The organism is Lactobacillus sp. UMNPBX1 (assembly GCF_002554085.1).
Lineage (GTDB): Bacteria > Bacillota > Bacilli > Lactobacillales > Lactobacillaceae > Lactobacillus > Lactobacillus crispatus.
In genome coordinates this window covers 1-19,301 of the sequence record NZ_PCZI01000011.1, presented here as the reverse complement: position 1 = coordinate 19,301, position 19,301 = coordinate 1, and the positions used below count along the sequence as shown (strand labels likewise).

The following is a 19,301-nucleotide window of genomic DNA, read 5'->3' as shown; positions in this document are numbered from 1 at the left end:
AATTTTTACATGAGGTAGGTAATACTATGAAATTAAGTCATAAGTTAGTTATGGTTTCAGCAGCTGTTTTGATGGGTGTTAGCCCAGTATTAGGCATGGCAGAAAATACTGTATCTGTTCAAGCTGCTACTAAGAGTACTAATGGCGTACATAATACTTACGGTAAAAACAGCAAAGTTAAAGTAACTAAGACTATGAAGTTTGTCGACCGTAATGGTAAGAAAACTTCTAAGACTGCTCCTAAGGGTGGTAGCTACACTATTTGGAACGTCAAGAATATCGACGGTCAAGTTTACTACAGTATTCAAACTGATTTGAAGTACTGGATTCCTGCAACTGCAACTGAAGGTACAGTAACTTATAAGTCAGGCAATACTACTTATACTTTAAAGAGTGATGGCAAGAAGGTAACAACTTCTACTTCAACTAAGAAGGCTGTTAAGAAGACTAATTCAAATAAAAACACTAAAAAAGTAGTTAAAGAATCAACTAAGAAAACTGCCACTAAGACTACTAAAAAAAGCAACTCAGAAAAGACTACTAAGAAAACTTCATCAAAGAAGACGCCAGTGGCTAAGGCAGTTAAGATAACTACTAAGAATAAGGCTTACGTTTACGACAAGAATGGTAAGCGTGTAAAAAACTATTTAGGCACTAGTTACATTGGTAAAAAGATCACTGTTAAAGGTTTAGGTACTAAGACCATTAATGGTGTTAAATATTATGCTTTGCAACCAAATCATTATTACATTAAAGCTTCAGATGTAACTGTTAAGTAATAATTGATAGGAAAAAGACACTTTTTCGTTATGAAAAGATGTCTTTTTCGTTTCTAAATTGGCAAAAAAATATTTTAGATCTACAATATATAAATGAACTTTAAGTTTAGTAAGAATGAGGTATTTATCGATGAAATTAAGTCATAAATTAGTTATGGTCTCAGCAGCTGCATTGATGAGTGTTGCTCCACTTTTGGGTACTGCAGAAAACGTCAACACTGTTCAAGCTGCTCCTAAGAAGACTACTTCAAAGAAGGCAGCAAGCAACAAGATCACTTTGGTACGTAATGCTTATGTGTACGATAAGAATGGTAAGCGTCTTGATAAGTACATGGGCAGTGCAAAATACACTACTATTGCTAAAGGCGTAACTGTTACTTCAACTGGCACTAAGACTATCAATGGTGTAAAGTACTACGATCTTGGTGGTGGTGCTTATATCAAGGCTGTTAACGTAGATGGTAAAGCTGCGTCATCAACTTCATCACTGTCAAAGGGTACTAAGGCTAAGTTTGTTTCTAACTCATACATTTATGACAAGAACGGTAAACGTATCAGCAAGTACCAAGGCAAATCTAAGTTTGTTAAGGGTGATTCAGTCACTACTTACGGTATTCAAACCATTAACGGTAAGAAGTATTACCAACTTGACAAGAAGGGTACTGCTTTTGTACGAACTGTTAACATTGATGGTAAAACCACTTCAAACCAAGAATCATCTGTTTCAAATGATGCAGAATCAACTAAAAAATATGACTACTCATTAAAGAAGAATGCTTATATTTATGATAATAATGGTAAGCGCATCAACAAGTACCAAGGTAAGTCTAAGCTTTTAAAGGGTGCCGCAATTGATGTTTATGGCATTGAAACCATTAAGGGTAAGGATTACTACCAACTTGACAAGAAAGGCACTGCTTTTGTTAAGGCAAGTAATGTAACTAGAACCGTTAAGGCAACTTCAATTACCATGAAGAAGAATGCTTACATCTACAATGGTAACGGTGACACCAAGAAGAAGACAGTTAAGAAGGGTAAGACTGTTAAAGCTACTGAAGCAAGATACATTGGTACTAAGCTTTACTACAAGATTAGTGATAATCAATTCGTTAAGGCTGCTAATGTAGGTAAAATTTCAGGCCCAGAACTAGAACCAGTTAACGAACCAGATGGTGCTGCTACTGTTGATACTGGTGATAATACTGTAGATCCAAACGTAACCAAGGTAACTACGATTAATGTTGCTCCACTTTACAACATTAAGGGACAACCAGATAACGTTAGAGCATTTGGCGAAGGTCAAAGTCAACAAGTTTCAGAATTGAGATATATTGCAACTTCTGCAACTGCTACTCCAGAATTATTCTATAAATTATCAAGCGGTAGAGGCTATTTAAAGGATACAGACGTTGCTGTAAGTGGTAAGACATTAACTCCTGTTAACACTCCAGAACAAGCTAGAGAAGACGTTACTGTTGCCACAGCAGCTAACAAGGCTAAGTTGCTCCAAGACATTAATGAAGCAACTAGCGTTAAGAATTCAGAAGCTTACAAGCTCGCTTCAAGTGATGTAAAGGCTGCATATGACAAGGCAATCAGTGATGGTACTGCTGTTAACAACGATGCTACAGCTACTATTGCTCAAGTTAACGAAGCAGATGCTGCAATTGTTAGCGCTAAGGCTAAACTTGATGGCAAGAGAGTTGCTGTTGCTAACATGACCAATTTAACTTCAGATGAAATGGCAGCTATTATTAAGGTTGTAGCTAATGCTAATAATGTAGCAGAAAGTTCTGTTCAATTAACTACTAACGGTAGTTTATCAATTAGTGTTAACGGAGCTGCACAAATTTTGAACTTAGGCGATTATGTAACACAAGCTGCAGTTGCAAACAACTAAAAATATATAAAATAAGACGTAGTATCTAAAATGACACTACGTCTTATTTTTTAGGATATTTTCGTTGTACTAGAAAGTACAAATATATTCTAACTTTTTTAGCGATTAATAGTTAGTGCTTTTTTATGGTTGCGGCAAAATTCTTGCTATAATTAAGGAGAATGTGGTTCTTTTTAGAGCAACTTTTGCTAAAATAGAGCTGGTTAAATATTTTTACGGAGGAAATTATGTCCTATAAAGACGATATGATGATCTTCGCCCTTAACTCAAATGTACCATTAGCACAAAAGATTGCGGATCGTGTGGGTGTTCCACTTTCCAAGTCTAGTGTTGAACGTTTCAGTGATGGCGAAATTCAAATTAATATTGATGAAACTGTGCGTGGTAAAGATGTCTACCTTGTACAATCAACCAGTAAGCCAGTTAATGACAATTTAATGGAATTGTTGATTATGATTGACGCTGTACGTCGTGCAAGTGCTCGTACAATTAACATTGTGATGCCTTACTACGGTTATGCTCGTCAAGATCGTAAGACTCGTGCTCGTGAACCAATTACTGCTAAATTGGTTGCAGACATGCTTCAAGCTGCAGGTGCTGATCGCATTCTTTCACTTGACTTACATGCACCACAAATTCAAGGTTTCTTTGATATTCCAGTTGATAACTTAATGGGTGCTCCACTTTTGGCAGATTACTTCTTGCGTAACGGCTTAGAGAAGGACGCTGTTGTAGTTTCACCAGACCACGGTGGTGTTACTCGTGCTAGAAAGCTTGCTGAATTCTTAGGTTGCCCAATTGCCATCGTTGATAAGCGTCGTCCAAAGGCTAATGTTGCTGAAGTTATGAACATTATTGGTAACGTTAAGGGTAAGCGTGCTATCATCATTGATGACATGATTGATACTGCTGGTACTATTACTTTAGCTGCTCAAGCCTTAATTGATGCAGGTGCTACTGAAGTTTATGCTAGTGCAACTCATGCTGTTCTATCTGGTCCAGCTATTAAGAGATTGAACGATTCACCAATCAAGAATTTGGTTTTGACTGATTCAATCAATCAACCAGCAGAGAAGAAGCTTGACAAGATGCTTTTGGTATCAGTTGGTCCATTGATGGGCGATGCTATTAAGTGTATCCAAAACCATGAAGCACTTAGCCCATTGTTCAACACCAGATACGAAGCTGACAAGAACAAGTAAGATAAAATTTGATAATAAAAAATGGCTAGCCGAGAGGTTAGTCATTTTATTTTTTTTGGAAAAAATCATCACCATTTATAATAAATAAGAGTGTATTAAAATACACATGAGAAACATCTATAATTAGAGATAGATGTTTTTCATTTAAAGAGGACAAAATTATGACACAATATTTATCATTCGATATTGGCGGGACTAACTTGAAATATGCATTAATTGATCAAGAAGGGCATATTCTTGAAAAAGACCGGGTAAAGACTAATACTGAAAACCTAGATGCATTCATGCAGACGATGTATGAAGTCGCCGACAAGTATCAAGGAAAGTTCGCTGGCATTGCAGTCTGTGCTCCTGGTAAGATTGATACCAAGAATAAAATTATCTATTTTGGTGGAGCCTTGCCATTCTTAGATGGCTTGAATTTAGAAGAGACTTTAGGTAAAAAATATGATGTACCAGTTGGCGTAGAAAATGATGGTAAAGCAGCTGCTTTGTCAGAGCAATGGCTAGGCGAATTGAATGACGTCAATACGGGGATCGCAATTACCTTAGGCACTGCTGTTGGCGGCGGTGTCATAGTTGATAATCGTATTTTACATGGCTGGACTTTTCAAGCTGGCGAATTGAGTTGGATGATTACGAATTCAAGTATTGGTACTAGGAATATGGCTGCTTATGCTGGCTTTAGTTGTTCTGCGGTTAATATGATCAAAAAAGTTAACCTGGCTTTGGGGAATATCGATCTTGATAACGGCTTGACCGCGTTTGAGGCAATTAACAATGGTGATTTAAGAGCACTAGCCGTTTTTAAACGCTATTGCCGCAATGTAGCAATCATGATCCTCAATATTCAGGCAGTAATCAATGGCTCTAAAGTAATTATTGGTGGCGGGATTAGTGCACAGCCAATTTTGATTGAAGAAATTAACAATCAATTTGATAAAATTTTGCAGAATAATCCAATGTTGAATAATCAAGTGATTAAGCCGGTGATTGTGGCTGCTAAGCATGGCAATGATTCTAACTTATATGGTGCACTTTATGCATTACTGTTGGAATTAAATGACGAAGAAGTTAGGTAAATATTGCAACACAAAAAAGGGATGCGTCGCATCCCTTTTTTACATGAGCTAAATAATAATTTAATCTTTGCCAGAAACAATCTTGGCAATCGCAATGCTGGCACTAGCAATGCAAGCTACCATGCCGGTTTTACAACCAATCTTGACTACGTCTTTTACCAAATCCTTATTTTCATGAATGAAGTCAAAAGACATTTTAGTATAGTCCATGCAATAACCATGAACTGTGTCCATCAAGTCTTTAACTTGAGTATAGCCGCTCTTAGGTTCTGCCTTTACTTCATCTTCTGGATTAATTTGAGTTCTTACATCTGTATTTAAATCATGTCTGTTCATCATAAATACCTCGATTCTAGGATTTACCTTAATTTTACTTCTTTTGCTCACGTTTTGGTCTTCTCAAATATCTTAAGGCACCATTCTTAATATATTTTTGAAATTGCTCATAAAGTGGATCGAAAATTTGCGGCTGATCTTCATCGTGACTGAGCATAGTTTTAGGGAAGAAGAAGCGTTCATCTCCTTGGAAAGTACCATTTAATGCGCGAACCAATGGGCTGAGTTGGGATAACTCAATCATGCTGCTGTCGTCTTGCATAATTTCAATTTGACTGTTGGCATTTTTTCCAGTTGGTTTATAAGCATCATATGGTTCGTCAAAAGCAGAATTGATTGCCGTATAATAATCTGGGTCAAATCCAGCTTGTTTAATTAAATTTTTTAACTTAGGCACTAAGTTTTTGGTTTCTTCATCAATGCGGACGCTAGCCAGTGGCTTTCTATATAAATAGCGTTGGGCTAAATCAGATAAAACAGGATCTTGATCCTCAGTCCACATCGAAAAGTTAGTTTCCATTACGCCATCATCAAGCTTGAGATAATCAGCCAAGGTCCAATTGCCTTCAAGGAATTTCGCTAAACTAGGCGTGACTTGTAAGTTGCCTTTTTGATAAACGACTTGAGCTCGCTGCAACAGGTGATGCAAAATAACTTCCATTGAGCGGCCAACACGGTGAAAGTAAACCTGTTGATACATCTGGTAGCGTGAAACGATGTAATCTTCAACTGCATGCATGCCGTTATTTGTAAAACAAATGCCATTTTGGTAAGGACGAATTACTCGTAGAATCCGCGATAAATCAAATCTGCCATAGTTAACTCCAGTGAAATAGGCATCGCGCTGTAAGTAATCCATTCGGTCGGCGTCAGCCTGACTAGAGATCATTTTAACTACTTGTGGGTTGGGGTAGCTTTTGGCGATTACGCTAGCGACTAATTCAGGGAAATTAGGTGCCACTTGCTTTAGGGCTTGGTTAATTTCTGTATTTGGGTCAGTAATGATTTTTTGACCAATTTTTTCATGATTGGTGCCGAAAAGATGCTCGAAAGTGTGGGAATAAGGGCCATGACCAATGTCATGGAGTAAACCGGCACATTCTACTAGTAAGCGGTTGTCATCATCCCAGAGCCCATCTCCTGGCACAATTGACGGGTATTTTTTGCTAAAGATGTCACAGATGCGTCTGGTTAATTCATAAACGCCGAGATTATGCTCAAATCTAGTATGAGTCGCACCTGGAAAAACATAGCTAACAGGCCCTAATTGTTTAATACGACGCATACGTTGAAATTCTTTTGCTTGAAGCACATCTAAAACAACTTTGTCTTCAATATGAATATATCCGTGAACTGGATCACGGAGAACAACCTCTTGTTTTAATTTTTCGCTTTGAAATCTTGCCATAAAAATCCACCAAGTTTAATTTATTAATTTTTTGAACTATATATAATAAAATAGATTATATCTAACTAAAATTATATCAGAGATATAGTAATAATGTTTAAAGGGGGCGCTTGTTTGACAGCAATTACGATTGATTTGACTAGTAAAATTACTCAAGACGATGAGACAGAGACTTTTACGCGACATGCGCAAGGGCAATTGACTGAAGAAGGCGACGTTACACGGATCTCTTATGCCGAGGAAGGCAATATTCCGGTAAAGATGCTCCTAAAAGAAAATGAATTGTTGATTCGCCGCGGCGTTGACAGCAATAATTATTCTTTAATGAAATTTATTCCGGGTGAAAAAGGCAACTGCCGCTATGTAGTTGAAGGGCGCCGCATGGACATGACCAGCGTGACTAACTTGCTTGAATATCAGAGTCAAGATGATGGTTCACGTAAACTTCGGGTTGAATATGACCTCTTTAATGGACTATACTTAATAGGTAACTATGCAGTCACGTTGATTTTTACTTAAAGGCCTAGTAGAATAGTAAAGATTGTATAAGAGAGGACGTACAGCTGTGGGATTAGACAAATTTAAAGACAAAAATCGCGATGAATTGTCAATGATCGAAGTTGCTCGCGCAATTTTGGAAGACAATGGCAAGAGAATGGCATTTGCCGATATTGTTAATGCCGTACAAAAATACTTGAATAAGAGTGACGAAGAAATTCGTGAGCGTTTACCACAATTCTATACTAATATGAACACTGATGGTGAATTTATCTCAATGGGTGAAAATGTTTGGGCACTTCGTTCATGGTTCCCATATGAATCAGTTGATGAAGAAGTTAACCACCCTGAGGATGAAGAAGAAGACGATTCACGTAAGCACCATAAGAAGGTTAATGCCTTCTTAGCTAGTGCAACTGGTGATGATGACATTATCGACTACGATAACGATGATCCAGAAGATGACGACTTAGACGCCACAGACGATGATACTGATGACGATTATGGCGACGAAGATTCTGATTATGATGAAGACAACGACGATACTGATGATGTATTGCCAGATGGCATTGAAGGTCAATTGTCACAATTAAATGATGATGATGATGACGACGAAGATAATTAATTTGCTTGACTTAAGAAGAAAAAGCAGATAATATTTTTGTTGGGCACCCTATGTGCGTTTAGCTCCCCGTTAGTGGGAGCTTTTTTGTTTAAAGGATAAGTTAAAAGGAGCAGAACATGACAAAATACATCTTCGTAACTGGCGGTGTCGTATCTTCACTTGGTAAAGGGATTACTGCATCAAGTTTAGGTCGACTTCTTAAGAATCGTGGCTTGAAGGTCACTATGCAAAAGTTTGACCCATATATTAATATTGACCCAGGTACAATGAATCCATACCAACACGGTGAAGTTTATGTTACCGACGATGGTACAGAAGCTGACCTTGACTTAGGTCACTATGAAAGAATCGTAGATGTTAGAACTAGCAAGTATTCTAACGTAACTACTGGTAAGATTTACCAAGAAGTTTTGGAAAAAGAACGTCGTGGTGACTACCATGGTGCTACTGTACAAGTAATTCCTCATATTACTGACATGATCAAAAAGAAGATCATGCGTGCAGCTTTGACTACTGATTCAGATGTAATTATTTCTGAAATTGGTGGTACTGTTGGGGATATCGAATCAACTCCATTCATGGAAGCTATTCGTCAAATGCGCCGTGAAGTTGGTCCAGAAAATGTAATGTACATTCACTGTACTTTGGTTCCACTTCTTCACGCTGCTCATGAAATGAAGACTAAGCCAACACAACACTCAGTTGCGGAATTGCGTAGTATTGGTATTCAACCAAATATGCTGGTACTTCGTGCTGAACAACCAATTGACCAAGAACACAAAGACAAGATTTCTACTTTTACAGACGTGCCTGTTGATCGAATTATTGAATCAATTGATGCTCCTTCATTATTCGATGTGCCTTTGAACTTCCAAAAGCAAGGCATGGATCAAAAAGTCTGTGATTTCTTACACTTAGAGAGTCCAAAGCCAGAAGCTGACATGGAAGCTTGGAAGAAGCTTGATGAACGTGCTAAGACTTTGAAACATCACACTAAGATTACCTTGGTTGGTAAGTATGTAGAGCTTGAAGACGCTTATATTTCAGTTACTGATGCTTTGCAACATGCTGGTTATCTTTACAACACTAAGATTGATGTTGATAAGGTACAAGCTGAAGACGTAACTGAAGATAATATTGCAGAAATCATGAAGGATTCAGATGGTTTGATTGTCCCTGGTGGTTTTGGTACTCGTGGTCTTGAAGGAATGATTACTGCAATTAAGTATGCTCGTGAACATGACATCCCATTCTTAGGTATTTGTTTGGGGATGCAAATGGCTAGTGTTGAATTTGCACGCGATGTATTAAACCTTGAGGATGCTAATTCTGCAGAAGCAGAGCCAAACTGCAAGAATAATATTATCGACATTATGGCTGATAAGCGTGATGAAGAAAATATTGGTGGTACTTTGCGATTAGGTATTTACCCAGCTACTCTTAAGAAGGGAACTAAGACTCGTGCGGCTTACGATGATCAAGATGTTATTCAAGAACGTCACCGTCACCGTTTTGAATTCAATAATGAATACCGTGAAGCCTTTGAAAAGGCTGGTATGGTCTTCTCAGGCGTTTCACCAGATAACCGCTTAGTTGAAATTATCGAATTACCAAAGAAAAAATTCTTTATTGCAGCACAATATCACCCAGAATTTTTGAGTCGGCCACAACGTCCAGAAGGCTTATTTAAGTCATTTATTGGTGCAGCTAGTGGTCTTCCAGCACAAGAATTTTAAAGTGATTAAAGTTTGATTATACAAAATCTTAAGAAAACAAGAACTGAGAGACCTCAGCTCTTGTTTTTTTTGTAAATATCCTTTAACATTATTATGATTAATTGAAAGTAGAAAAGGATTTGTTTTCGCCAATGAAGCAGATGATAATTCATGGTGGAAAGCCCCTGCAGGGTGATGTTTGGATCGGTGGAGCTAAGAACTCAACAGTTGCTCTTATTCCGGCATCAATTTTATCAAGAACACCAGTGACCTTGGAAGGCGTCCCAAGAATAGCTGATGTGGTTAACTTGATGGACTTGTTAAGTGAGATGGATGTACATTGTGATTTCGGTGAAACCACTTTAAGAATAGATCCAACTGATATCAAAATGAGTCCGTTGCCAGCTGGTAAGATTAAGAGTTTGCGCGCTTCATATTACTTTATGGGTGCGCTACTTGGTCGCTTTGGCAAGGCAGTAGTGGGCTTCCCTGGTGGTGACGATATTGGGCCACGTCCGATTGACCAACATATTAAGGGCTTTGAAGCCTTAGGCGCTAGCGTAAAAAATGAAAATGATCAAATTATAATTACTGCACCAGAAGATGGTTTGCATGGAGCAAAAATCCATTTAAAGATGCCATCAGTTGGGGCAACGATGAATATTATTATGGCTAGTGTGACGGCACAGGGCCAGACTATAATCGAAAATGCCGCAAAGGAACCGGAAATTATTGATTTAGCTACCTTCTTGAACAATATGGGGGCAGTTATTCGTGGTGCTGGTACTGACTCTATTCGAATTGAAGGGGTGGAGCAGCTTAAAGCACAGATTCCTCATACGATTATTCCAGACAGAATTGAAGCAGGGACTTATGTTGCTTTAGCTGCCTGTATTGGTAATGGCATTCGCATTCATAATATTATCGAAGAACACCTTGATTCATACCTGGCTAAAGTTGAAGAAATGGGTGTAGTAATCGATTCAGATGAAGATTCTTTGTATGTTTACCCAGCGGGCGACCTAAAAATGGTCCAGGTGAAGACAGATGTTTATCCTGGTTTTGCGACAGATTTACAGCAACCAATTACACCACTTTTATTAACTGCTAAAAGCGGTGAAGGTGTAGTAATCGATAATATTTATCCTAAACGGATTGGTCATATTGCTCAGTTGCAAAAGATGGGAGCAAATATTAAAGTTGAAGATAATATTATTTTGGCCCATCCAACTAAGCAGTTTCATGGTGCGGAAGTAACTGCAGGTGAGATTCGGGCAGGTGCCTGTCTGATGATTGCAGGCCTGATGGCTGATGGTACAACAACGATCGACAAGGCTGGTAATATCTTGCGTGGTTATGATCGGGTCCAAGAAAAGCTGCGTCAACTTGGAGCTGATGTAACTATCAAGGATGATCCTGCTGTACCGGGTATTTTAGATAATATTTAGTAAATAAAAACCACATGGAAAATCTCCGTGTGGTTTTTCTAATGATATGTCGATTTGTAGGTGAACAAATGAGTTTAATTTTTACAAGACGTGCACAAAATTCAGATGTGGATAAAATTGTGCAAATTTTAAATGATGCGATTTCTTTTTTAAAGGAAAGTGGCTCATCGCAGTGGCAAAGTGGCTACCCTAATCGAGCAACTGTAGAAGATGATATTAAAAATGGGTGTGCTTGGGTATTAACTGTGGATAATGAAGTTGCAGGGTATGCGGCAGTGGTAATTGGCCGTGAGCCAACTTATGCGGATATTGAAGGTAAGTGGGAAAATAATGTGGACACCTATGCGACAATTCACCGCATTGCAGTTTCTAGTAAGTTTAGAGGAATGCATTTGAGTCAATTTTTCTTGAGCAATATTATTTCTCTAACTTATGCACAAGGAATTCACAATTTTAGAATTGATACAAGCCGGAAAAATAAAATTGTCCAGCACATTGCAGTTAGTCATAATTTTATTGAACGAGGGATTATTCAAGTAACTGAAGATCCGGTTGATTCAAGTAGAATAGCTTACGAGTTGAATTTAAGGTAATGAAAAACCACATGGGATGTGAATTCCATGTGGATTATTTTTTTGCTTTATTTATTAATCAAGCAAGTCGTATTTCAAAGTCATTAAACCATGACCTTCGTCAACCATTTGGCCAAGCAGTTCAACAGTGTTGTTATAAACTGTATCAGACATCTTTTGGTTGGCCGCAATTAACTTGTCTTGTAATTCCTTACCTGAAAGGTTCTTTGCTTCTTTGTCAGTATCATGTTGGATCTTGTGACATTGTGCTAAACTCTTTTGTTCAAAGGCATCTTCAAGTTCACCGTAAACACGGTAGTTGGTATCGCCTAATTGAGCAGTTAACTTGTTAAGCCAGAAAATCTTGCTCAAGTTAAATTTAGGAGTGGTTTGCCAAGCTTCAGGGGTAGTAGTGACATTAGTGTAGAATGGCACCATTGAGTTAAAGGTGTTAGGACCAAAGGCTAACCATTGTACACCTGCAATTTCTGCAGGAACATCATTACGAATTTGCAAAATATGGGTTTCAAAGTTTCTGTTAATACCGATAGGACGGAAGGTCTTCTTTTGTTCAGGAGTACCTTGATCGCCATAAGCATCGTAAGGAGTGTCTTGGTAGTGTGAGCTTTCGGCCCATTTAATATCTTCAATTGAGATTAAACGATTAGCATGGCAGATAAAAGGTTGATCTTGATCTGCTGGAGTGCCACCAAAGTCTGGATCGAAATAGTTGTGAATATACCAAGCACGAGGATTATTGTAGTGAGCATCCTTAATAGTTGAAGAACCAAAGATGTGGCGCATGTTGTAGCCTTCACGGTCTGGATTCAAGTGATATTCTTCGATTAAATCCTTTAGGTCTGCTGAACAAGCAAAATTATCAGAATCGTTGAAGTCGAAAGTATCAATATTCAAACGGTTTGGTGCAATAACATATGCATCATCTGGGATACGGCGTGCAATCCAATGATGACCACCGATAGTTTCAAGGTACCAAATGTTATCCTTATCAGAAAAGGCCATACCGTTCATTTCATAAGTACCGTATTTTTCAACTAAATAGCCGACACGTTTAACACCGTCAAAAGCTGAGTGCAAGTATGGTAAAGTCAAAGTGACGAAATCTTCTTCACCGAGACCACCTTCACTTGGGTCAAGTAATGGGTCTACGCCTTGGATACGTGAATTAGTAGTAATAGTTTCAGTAGCGGTCATGGCTACATTTTCAGCGTTAATTCCAGCAGCACCCCAGATACCATTTTTACCTGAAACATCAGGTGCTGAGGTATAGCGCAGTGGAGTTTCAGCCAAATCTGCGTCGTCAATCTTTTGTTTAGAAATTACACTAGTGTAGTGCTTAGGTTGGTCAGCTGGGTTAACAGCTTTAAAGCCTTCAGGGATGATGACGCGACCACCGTCTTCACTACGAGCGATCATCGTAGAGCCATCAATAGTTGCTTTTTTACCAACTAAAATAGTAGTACATTCTGTTTGTTTCATTGGATCAGTCCTTTACTTTTATTATGTTTAAATTATTTCCTAATAATATTGTATGCAAAAATAATCCGATAAGCCAAAGAATATAATTAATTTCCCCGAAAGGCATTTGGACTAACACCGCTATAGCGTTTAAATGCCTTGGAGAAGGTAAATTCATCGCCGTAGCCGACTTTTTTGGCAATTTGCTTTAGATTGTGTGTGGTATTAGTTAATTCTTTTTTAGCGGCTTCCATGCGCAATTGCATGAGGTACTTTTGCGGCGATAATTTAGTGTTTTTTCTGAACAAAGCATATAAAAAGCTGCGTGATACACCTAGCCTATGACAAAGTTCAACAATATTGCAGGTAGGATCAGTGTAATTTTGTTGCAGATAATTAATAGCGATTTGATATTGATCATTTTTAGGTGTTTTGCGGACTGGTGGATGGTTAGGAAAGTCTTTTACTAGATGATAAAAAAGTTGATAGGTTAAAGCTGAAATTTGTAAATTGTTTAATAAGGTCTTTTTCTTTGTCAAACATTGATAAAGGTCATTTAGGGTTTGATAAAAGGCAGTTTTTTGAATTTGACGCAAGAAATTTTTATTAGGTAAATTTGATGCCTTGATGCTTTCATTAACGCCGTTGCCAGCTAGGCCAATCCAGAAGTATTCCCAGGGTTCATTGTGGTCAGCTTGAAAGGAACAAGTTTGACTGCGTGGAACGTAAAAAAGATCGCCAGCTTTTAATTTAACTGCGTGGTGTCTACTAGAAGTAAAGGTACCAGTTCCGCTAATAATGTAATAAAAAATATCGTTTTTACGAAGATTGTCACCTTGAAAGAATTCATCGGGCTGACATTTTTGCCGGCCGTAAAACATGATGTAGCTTTCAAGGTTTTGAATGTTTAAGTTAGGCATGGATTCCCTCACTTTAAAAAAATTACGTTACTTCTATTATAAAAGAGATTTTGCTTAAAAGGTGAAGAATGAAAAACGACCACATTAAGTGGTCGTTCGTGAATATTTATAGAAAATTATGATATGGAATTATGAAATGAAAAGGTATTTTACTTATTGGCACCACTTCTTCCATTGAATAAAAGATTAAGCAGAGTTGCACAGATGCTGGCTACGACGATACCGTTGCCTAAGAACAATTGAATGGTTTGGGGAAGGGGTTGGAAGATTTGCGGATAGACAGTCACGCCCAGTCCCATACCAATTGAAATAGCTACAATTAGAATATTGCGGTTGTTCTCAAAATCAACTTTGGTTAACATTTTGATTCCTTGCACGGCAATCATTGTGAACATGACCAACATGGCTCCGCCTAAAACTGAGTCAGGAATGATGGTAACTAGAGCACCGATTTTAGGAAGTAAGCCCATGGCCATTAATAAGCCAGCAGCCCAGTAAATCGGACGCTTAGTCTTAATGCCGGATAATTGAAGCAAGCCGACATTTTGAGAAAAAGTAGTGTAAGGGAAGGTGTTGAAAAGCCCGCCGAAGATTTGTGCTAATCCTTCTGCACGATAACCTTTTTTGAGGTCTTCTTCGGTGATATCTTGATGAAGTAGGTCGCCAATGGCAAAGAAGACGCCAGTGGATTCGACCAAGGAAACTAAGGCAATGATGATCATGGTCAAACAAGATGACCATTCGAATTCTGGCACCCCGAAGTAGAAAAATTGAGGCAAATGGAACCAAGAAGCTTCGGCAACTGGCTTTAATGAAACAAGCCCCATGCAGCTAGCGATTAGAGTACCAACAATTAATCCAATTAAAACGGAAATGGAACGTAAGAATCCTTTAGTCCAGACTTCGATGGCAATGATGATGAGGATGGTAATAAAGGCAGCGATTAAATTTTTCGCATCACCGAAGTCTTTGGCTTGTGCGTTTCCGCCGCCCATATTTTGGAAAGCGACCGGAATTAAAGTTAGCCCAATTACTGTAATTAAGGTCCCAGTAACTACCGGCGGGAAGAGTTTTTTGATTTTTGAAAACCAGCCAGCAATTAGAAAGACGAAGATTCCAGCAACGATAATGGCACCATACATGGTGTTAATTGAAAATTTTTGCCCAATCATTTCTAGAGGAGCAACAGCCTGAATTGCACAGCCTAAAACGACTGGCAAGCCAATTCCGAAGTATTTGTTACGGAATAGTTGAATTAAAGTGGCTAAACCACACATGAAGATATCAATCGAAACTAGGTAAGTCATCTGTGTGCTATTGAAGTGTAGTGCCGTACCAATTAAAAGGGGAACGGCAACCGCACCGGAGTACATTGCCAGCAAATGTTGCAAACCTAGGACAGCAGCTTTTTTGTGACTAACTTCTTTTTGTGCCATTTTTTGTTATTCTTCTCCCTCGAAGTGTACTTGATCATTTTCAAAGCTATCGATTTTTGCTAGGGCTTCAAAACGTAGACCTTCTTTTTCTACCCATTCGCTACCACCCTGGAAAGTTTTGGCAACAACAGCGCCAACGCCAACAATGTTACAGCCGGCTTGCTTGGCGATGTTAACCATGCCTTTGACTGCTTCACCGTGGGCAACGAAGTCATCGATGATTAAGATATGTTCGCCTGGGTGCAAAAATTTTTCTTCAACGCAGATCTTATTGTTGACCTTCTTGGTGTAAGAAAAAACATCTGCCCAATATACTGCATCGTTTAGTGTAGATGGCTTTTTCTTTCTGGCAAAGATCATTGGCACGTGCAGTTGGTAGGCTGCCATGACACCAGGAGCAATTCCAGACGCTTCACAAGTTAAGACTTTATCGACTTTTTCATCTTTAAAAAGGCGGGAAAATTCTTCACCAACGTGCATCATTAGTTGCGGATCAACTTGGTGATTCAAAAATGAATTAATTTTAAGCACATTTCCGGGTAAAACTTCACCATCTTGTTTAATTCGATCTACTAATTCCTTCAATATTATTCTCCTCAAGAAAGAAATAAGGACTTCTTCTACCTAAAACAGGTAAAAGAAGTCCTTAAGATTATTCTTAACGTTCATTCACCTATAGTCCGGTGTTTACGGTACCGGGTAGAGACTGTCGACCTTATTTCGACGATATATAGATATTTGTGTTGGCTTAATCTTAACAGAATATATTGCCGAACACAAGTGGAAAATTAAGGATTAATGTTCGATTATAGTAAAAATTATTCAGCTGCGATATCGTTATGGCACAGACTGATGATCTTTTCGATAATGCCATATAAGATCCCCGCGATTGGCCAGATGATCCAGCTGCGTTCCCAATCATTGGTAATGAAGCTATATCCTAGATAAAGTAAGACTGCTATTAACCAATAGAGTGTGGCGTATTTGTTCATAATCTTGCGACCAAGTTTTTTCTTAGGAATGTAATCATCTGTTTGTAATAAAATGTTGTAGCTGTCCATAATGATATTGCTTTTGACAAAGAAGAACACACCGATTGGATACAGCTTGCCGACTGACGTTCATCTTTTCAGTTAGTGCTTCTTGGAAAAGATGATTTTTCTTGCGTAATGCCGCAATTTTTTGACCTAATCTCATGATTGATCGTCCTTTCGTTTTGAAATAATTTAATTTAACGAAAATTTGCGGTTGCAGACCACCACTTTTTAATTGCATTTAGCGCAACTAGTAGTTGCGGTCGCTAAAGACGAACAATCACGACTTGTTTTCTGATTTTTTAATTGACCTTTTTAATTTTTCCTAGTAGAGTTAGTTAAAAATGTTTAGTGAAAAGAGGGAGAATTTTTGTGGCTAAAAATCTAGACGATTTTGACAAGATTATTGTTCTTGACTTTGGTAGTCAATACAATCAATTAATCACTCGACGCATTCGTGATTTTGGCATCTATTCTGAACTTTTACCACACGATCTTTCCATGGAGAAGATTAAACAGATCAATCCTAAGGGAATCATTTTCTCAGGTGGTCCTAACAGTGTTTACGATAATGGTGCATTAAAGGTTGATCCTGCAATCTTTAAGTTGGGTATTCCAATTTTGGGTATTTGTTACGGGATGCAATTAATGTCTCATGACTTAGGCGGTAAAGTTGAACAAGCTGAAAACAAGGAATATGGCCGCGCCAACATTACGGTTGAAGATCCAGACAGTATTTTGTTCAATGGCTTGCCTTCAAAGCAATACGTTTGGATGAGCCACGGTGACTTAGTAACTCAAGCACCTAAGGGCTTCGAAGTAACTGCTTCAAGCAAGAACTGTCCAATCGCTGCTATTGCTAACCCGGACAAGAAGTTCTATGGCATTCAATTCCACGCTGAAGTTCGTAACTCAGAATATGGTTTGGATATTTTGAAGCACTTTGCCTTTGACGTCTGTGGTGCTGCTGCCAACTGGACCATGAACGACTTCATCGACATGAAGGTTGATGAGATCCGTAAAGAAGTTGGCGACAAGAAAGTCATCTTAGGTCTTTCGGGTGGTGTAGATTCTAGCGTTACTGCTACTCTTTTACACAAAGCAATTGGCGATCAATTAACTGCAATTTTCGTTGATCACGGAATGCTGCGTAAAGACGAAGGCAATCAAGTAATGCAAGCCTTGAACAAGGATCTTGGTGTTAATATCATTCGGGTTAATGCCCAAAAGAGATTCTTAGATAAGTTGAAAGGTGTAACTGATCCTGAAAAGAAGCGTAAGATTATCGGTAAGGAATTCATCGAGGTCTTTAACGAAGAAGCTAAGAAGTTAAAGGATGTAGATTTCTTAGCTCAAGGTACGCTTTATACTGATGTTATCGAGTCAGGTACCAACACTGCCCAAACGATTAAGTCCCATCACAACGTTGGTGGTCTTCCTAAGGACATGCATTTCAAGCTGATTGAACCACTGCGTAAGTTGTTCAAGGACGAAGTACGTGAACTTGGTGAAAAGCTGGGCATTCCACATGACTTAGTATGGCGTCAGCCATTCCCAGGCCCTGGTCTTGGTATCCGTGTTCTTGGTGAAGTGACTGAAGACAAGCTTAAGATTGTGCGTGATTCTGATGCGATTTTACGAGAAGAAATCAAGAAGGCAGGTTTACAAGAAAAGATCTGGCAATACTTCACTGTTCTTCCAGGTATTCGCTCCGTTGGAGTAATGGGTGATGGACGTACTTATGACTATACGATTGGTATTCGTGCCGTAACCTCAATTGATGGGATGACTGCAGATTTTGCCCAAATTCCATGGGATGTACTTGGTCACATTTCAGATAGAATCGTCAATGAAGTAGATAACGTTAACCGCGTAGTTTACGATGTGACGAGTAAGCCACCTTCAACGATTGAATGGGAGTAATTTAATATATTAACATGAAGAGGAAACCCCAATATGACAGCATTTGAAGAGGGTCAATATTAGTAAAAAACACGGGTTAAAGGTAAGTTGTCTACCGAAAATTGAATATTTTTACTTACTTTTGTTTAAAAGTAAGTGACTGTTGTCCTACTTATCGTCAGTGATAAGTGGGGCATTTTTGTTTCTGTTTGTTGCCACAAAAGAAATGCTGAAATCCAAACGGAGCAGTCTGTTTGATCGTTGTTGTTACTTATGACGAAAACATAAGTAAATCATATATGAAATCTCGAAATGACCTTGAATGAAATCTCAAGGTACTCATTCTCGAATGCAATATCTGATCGGTCGCTAGGGTAAAGGGAAGACTATCAGGCCGCCCTTTCAAGCAGTATATAATATAATCAACAAATTAGTATATACCAATTAATACTGAGCAGAAACTAAACCGACGATTCATAAATTTAGTCAGCCGTTGTCGGTCGCAACCGAAGGCTGAAAATTTATTTTGCCGGGACGGCAAACATGAGGGGGTCATTGCACGATGAAGCCGTTAAAGGATTCATCAACTTCAGTTACACCGTCAACAACTAGAACGGGATAAGGAAACCGAAATTAAGCGGAAAAGGCAATGAAGAACCATCTCTGTATCAAAGATTCAAGCTAAAAAGTCAGTACTTCATGAAGGAAACGACTTAGAGTTATAATTTGAATTTAAACATTATTTCTAGTACCACAATATATGAAAAGAGAGCAGTGAGATTGCGTCTCACTACTCTCAATCGCGAACTTGAATAATTTTAGTGTTTGAAAAGAGATTAGCCTTTGCGGTTAGTCTCTTTTACTATCTGGTAAGTTGACTGCAAACAGAAAAGCCGCCCGGCTCGAGGGCCTAAGTGTATAATTTTTTGCGGTAAGTTGAATAAATAATTAAAAAGCTCAAGTCC

At 38.5% G+C, this 19,301-nt stretch carries 16 protein-coding genes, 2 pseudogenes and 1 riboswitch; of the genes and pseudogenes, 10 read left to right on the top strand and 8 right to left on the bottom strand.

All coding sequences use genetic code 11. The features are described 5' to 3' along the window. Positions 1-26 precede the first annotated feature (26 nt). From CP352_RS06850 to CP352_RS06835, 4 genes are all read left to right on the top strand, one after another. Positions 27-779: an SLAP domain-containing protein gene (locus CP352_RS06850; RefSeq protein ID WP_005718484.1), complete on the top strand. Its 753-nt coding sequence runs from the start codon at positions 27-29 to the stop codon at positions 777-779. 130 nt (positions 780-909) lie between these two features. Beyond that, complete coding sequence (locus CP352_RS06845) at positions 910-2,679, top strand: SLAP domain-containing protein (RefSeq protein ID WP_089150889.1); 1,770 nt, start codon at positions 910-912, stop codon at positions 2,677-2,679. Between the two features lie 227 nt (positions 2,680-2,906). Then, positions 2,907-3,881: a ribose-phosphate diphosphokinase gene (locus CP352_RS06840; protein ID WP_005724087.1), complete on the top strand. Its 975-nt coding sequence runs from the start codon at positions 2,907-2,909 to the stop codon at positions 3,879-3,881. A gap of 161 nt (positions 3,882-4,042) precedes the next feature. Further along, complete coding sequence (locus CP352_RS06835; protein ID WP_089143452.1) at positions 4,043-4,963, top strand: ROK family protein; 921 nt, start codon at positions 4,043-4,045, stop codon at positions 4,961-4,963. A gap of 60 nt (positions 4,964-5,023) precedes the next feature. On the opposite strand, the gene CP352_RS06830 is transcribed toward CP352_RS06835, so the two are convergent. Further along, complete coding sequence (locus tag CP352_RS06830) at positions 5,024-5,299, bottom strand: hypothetical protein (protein WP_161986989.1); 276 nt, start codon at positions 5,297-5,299, stop codon at positions 5,024-5,026. Positions 5,300-5,333: 34 nt separating this feature from the next. Further along, the gene (locus CP352_RS06825) at positions 5,334-6,707 is read right to left on the bottom strand and encodes an HD domain-containing protein (RefSeq protein ID WP_089147273.1); all 1,374 of its coding nucleotides are present in this window, start codon (positions 6,705-6,707) and stop codon (positions 5,334-5,336) included. Positions 6,708-6,821: 114 nt separating this feature from the next. Between CP352_RS06825 and CP352_RS06820 the strand changes: the two genes are divergently transcribed. The 5 genes from CP352_RS06820 to CP352_RS06800 all read left to right on the top strand — a co-directional run bounded on the left by CP352_RS06820 (position 6,822) and on the right by CP352_RS06800 (position 11,586). Next, positions 6,822-7,226: a DUF1934 domain-containing protein gene (locus tag CP352_RS06820; protein WP_061204461.1), complete on the top strand. Its 405-nt coding sequence runs from the start codon at positions 6,822-6,824 to the stop codon at positions 7,224-7,226. A 46-nt stretch (positions 7,227-7,272) separates the two neighbouring features. Beyond that, complete coding sequence (rpoE, locus tag CP352_RS06815) at positions 7,273-7,830, top strand: DNA-directed RNA polymerase subunit delta (RefSeq protein WP_060462412.1); 558 nt, start codon at positions 7,273-7,275, stop codon at positions 7,828-7,830. A 116-nt stretch (positions 7,831-7,946) separates the two neighbouring features. Then, positions 7,947-9,566, top strand: coding sequence for a CTP synthase (locus tag CP352_RS06810; protein ID WP_005725368.1), 1,620 nt, complete (start codon positions 7,947-7,949; stop codon positions 9,564-9,566). Between the two features lie 131 nt (positions 9,567-9,697). Further along, entirely contained in the window at positions 9,698-10,993 is a 1,296-nt protein-coding gene (locus CP352_RS06805) for a UDP-N-acetylglucosamine 1-carboxyvinyltransferase (protein WP_005725365.1), read from the top strand. 68 nt (positions 10,994-11,061) lie between these two features. Continuing rightward, complete coding sequence (locus CP352_RS06800) at positions 11,062-11,586, top strand: GNAT family N-acetyltransferase (RefSeq protein WP_089145710.1); 525 nt, start codon at positions 11,062-11,064, stop codon at positions 11,584-11,586. 54 nt (positions 11,587-11,640) lie between these two features. Here the strand turns inward: CP352_RS06800 and CP352_RS06795 are convergent, their stop codons facing one another. The 6 genes and pseudogenes from CP352_RS06795 to CP352_RS11335 all read right to left on the bottom strand — a co-directional run. Beyond that, positions 11,641-13,065 (bottom strand): C69 family dipeptidase, encoded by a 1,425-nt coding sequence (locus CP352_RS06795; RefSeq protein WP_005721654.1) that lies wholly within the window; start codon positions 13,063-13,065, stop codon positions 11,641-11,643. An 86-nt stretch (positions 13,066-13,151) separates the two neighbouring features. Next, complete coding sequence (locus tag CP352_RS06790) at positions 13,152-13,964, bottom strand: helix-turn-helix domain-containing protein (protein WP_089147024.1); 813 nt, start codon at positions 13,962-13,964, stop codon at positions 13,152-13,154. Positions 13,965-14,113: 149 nt separating this feature from the next. Further along, positions 14,114-15,400, bottom strand: coding sequence for a nucleobase:cation symporter-2 family protein (locus CP352_RS06785; RefSeq protein WP_089147023.1), 1,287 nt, complete (start codon positions 15,398-15,400; stop codon positions 14,114-14,116). Between the two features lie 6 nt (positions 15,401-15,406). Next, positions 15,407-15,985, bottom strand: a complete 579-nt coding sequence (locus CP352_RS06780) for a xanthine phosphoribosyltransferase (protein ID WP_087176811.1) — start codon at positions 15,983-15,985, stop codon at positions 15,407-15,409. A gap of 71 nt (positions 15,986-16,056) precedes the next feature. Further along, positions 16,057-16,154, bottom strand: a riboswitch (purine riboswitch). Between the two features lie 64 nt (positions 16,155-16,218). Beyond that, positions 16,219-16,401 (bottom strand): annotated as a pseudogene (locus tag CP352_RS06775) (XRE family transcriptional regulator); the annotation flags it as partial. Positions 16,402-16,498: 97 nt separating this feature from the next. Continuing rightward, positions 16,499-16,597, bottom strand: a pseudogene (locus CP352_RS11335) (XRE family transcriptional regulator); the annotation flags it as partial. 209 nt (positions 16,598-16,806) lie between these two features. Here CP352_RS11335 and guaA point away from each other — a divergent pair. Beyond that, on the top strand, positions 16,807-18,357 hold the full coding sequence (guaA, locus tag CP352_RS06770; protein ID WP_089147022.1) for a glutamine-hydrolyzing GMP synthase: 1,551 nt from the start codon (positions 16,807-16,809) through the stop codon (positions 18,355-18,357). Positions 18,358-19,301: the final 944 nt, after the last annotated feature.